The sequence below is a fragment of the Levilactobacillus paucivorans genome (genome assembly GCF_001437125.1).
GTDB lineage: Bacteria > Bacillota > Bacilli > Lactobacillales > Lactobacillaceae > Levilactobacillus > Levilactobacillus paucivorans.
In genome coordinates this window covers 1-589 of record NZ_JQCA01000116.1, presented here as the reverse complement: position 1 = coordinate 589, position 589 = coordinate 1, and the positions used below count along the sequence as shown (strand labels likewise).

At 37.0% G+C, this 589-nt stretch carries 1 protein-coding gene; it reads right to left on the bottom strand.

What is annotated here, in order from left to right; all coding sequences use genetic code 11:
* Positions 1-314, bottom strand: a 314-nt coding sequence (locus tag IV54_RS08815) for a MobA/MobL family protein (RefSeq protein ID WP_083488568.1), incomplete at its 3' end; no start/stop codon positions are given.
* Positions 315-589: the final 275 nt, after the last annotated feature.

Genomic DNA, 589 nt, shown 5'->3' with positions numbered 1-589 from the left:
GTCAGTAATTCTTTCTGTTCGGATTCACTTAATTCTACCGGTAAAGCCACGTTAAATTCTTTCGCATACCGTGAGTTTGATTTACGATCGTTCTTTTCAACTTCATTCCATAATTTTTCTCGATCACTGGCCCATTCTGGTGCATTTTTGGGGGTTAAAATAAAGCTTTCTGGAATTACCGATCGGGCATAGAAATATCGGCGACCTTCTTTATCATCAAATAATTTTTCACCACTTCGATAAGCCGCACTGGCAATCGCACTTCGTCCTTTTCCAGCACTAATATTACTAAAACTCATATGAAAAATTGCCATGTAAGTCACCTCTTTACTTTGATTCTATGGGTTTTCTTCTGTTGTCGACATCGGCGACTTCTAATACAGTTTTTTTGAAGTTAGCACAACATAGAATTCATTCTATGTGTAAGTGCGCATTGACCTCGTTTCACTCGGTCTTCTGATTCTCTTAACTTTAACTTAGTGTATGCCTTCCGCTTCGCTATTTCAACTTTTATCCTTTTACTTAACGTTTCTTATATGATATAGTTTCGGTGATTATTTCTAATATGATTGGAGGGATCGTTATGTCT